Source organism: Streptomyces sp. WAC05292 (genome assembly GCF_003949955.1).
GTDB classification, from domain to species: Bacteria; Actinomycetota; Actinomycetes; order Streptomycetales; family Streptomycetaceae; genus Streptomyces; species Streptomyces globosus.
The window spans coordinates 1-406 of sequence record NZ_RPSE01000866.1; the positions used below are offsets into that span (position 1 = coordinate 1).

At 75.6% G+C, this 406-nt stretch carries 1 protein-coding gene; it reads right to left on the bottom strand.

Annotation, left to right across the window (positions count from 1 at the left end; genetic code table 11):
• Positions 1 to 215: chaplin (locus tag EF903_RS33480; RefSeq protein ID WP_148142682.1), on the bottom strand; the 215-nt coding region annotated here is incomplete at its 3' end.
• Positions 216 to 406: the final 191 nt, after the last annotated feature.

A 406-nucleotide genomic window follows, 5' to 3' on the forward strand; every position in this document is an offset into this window, starting at 1 on the left:
CCGTTCAGCAGGCCGATCGCGGTGACGGCGTTGCCGGCGGCGTTCACGGGGACGTGCACGGGGACCTGGTCGAGGTTGCCGGAGGCGACGCCGGGCGAGCCCGCGGCCTCTCCGGAGGCCGACGCGCCGCCGTGAGCGGAGGCGGCGCCCGCCCCCGCGGCGAGGATGCCGCCCGCGATCAGGGCGGCGGCGGTGGCCTTCTTGGTGTTCTTCACGTTTTCCCGTCCTCCGTACGACTGCCGGGGCCGGCGGCTCCGGCACACCCTGGAGAACGGTCGGGCGCCGGGCGGGTTACGCCGTGTGGGCGACATGCACCCGACGGTATGACATTCGGAACGGAAGATGGACGGGTCGGCGGCGGCGCGTCGCCTCAGCCGGCCGCGCCGTGGCGGACGGCCCAGAGCGC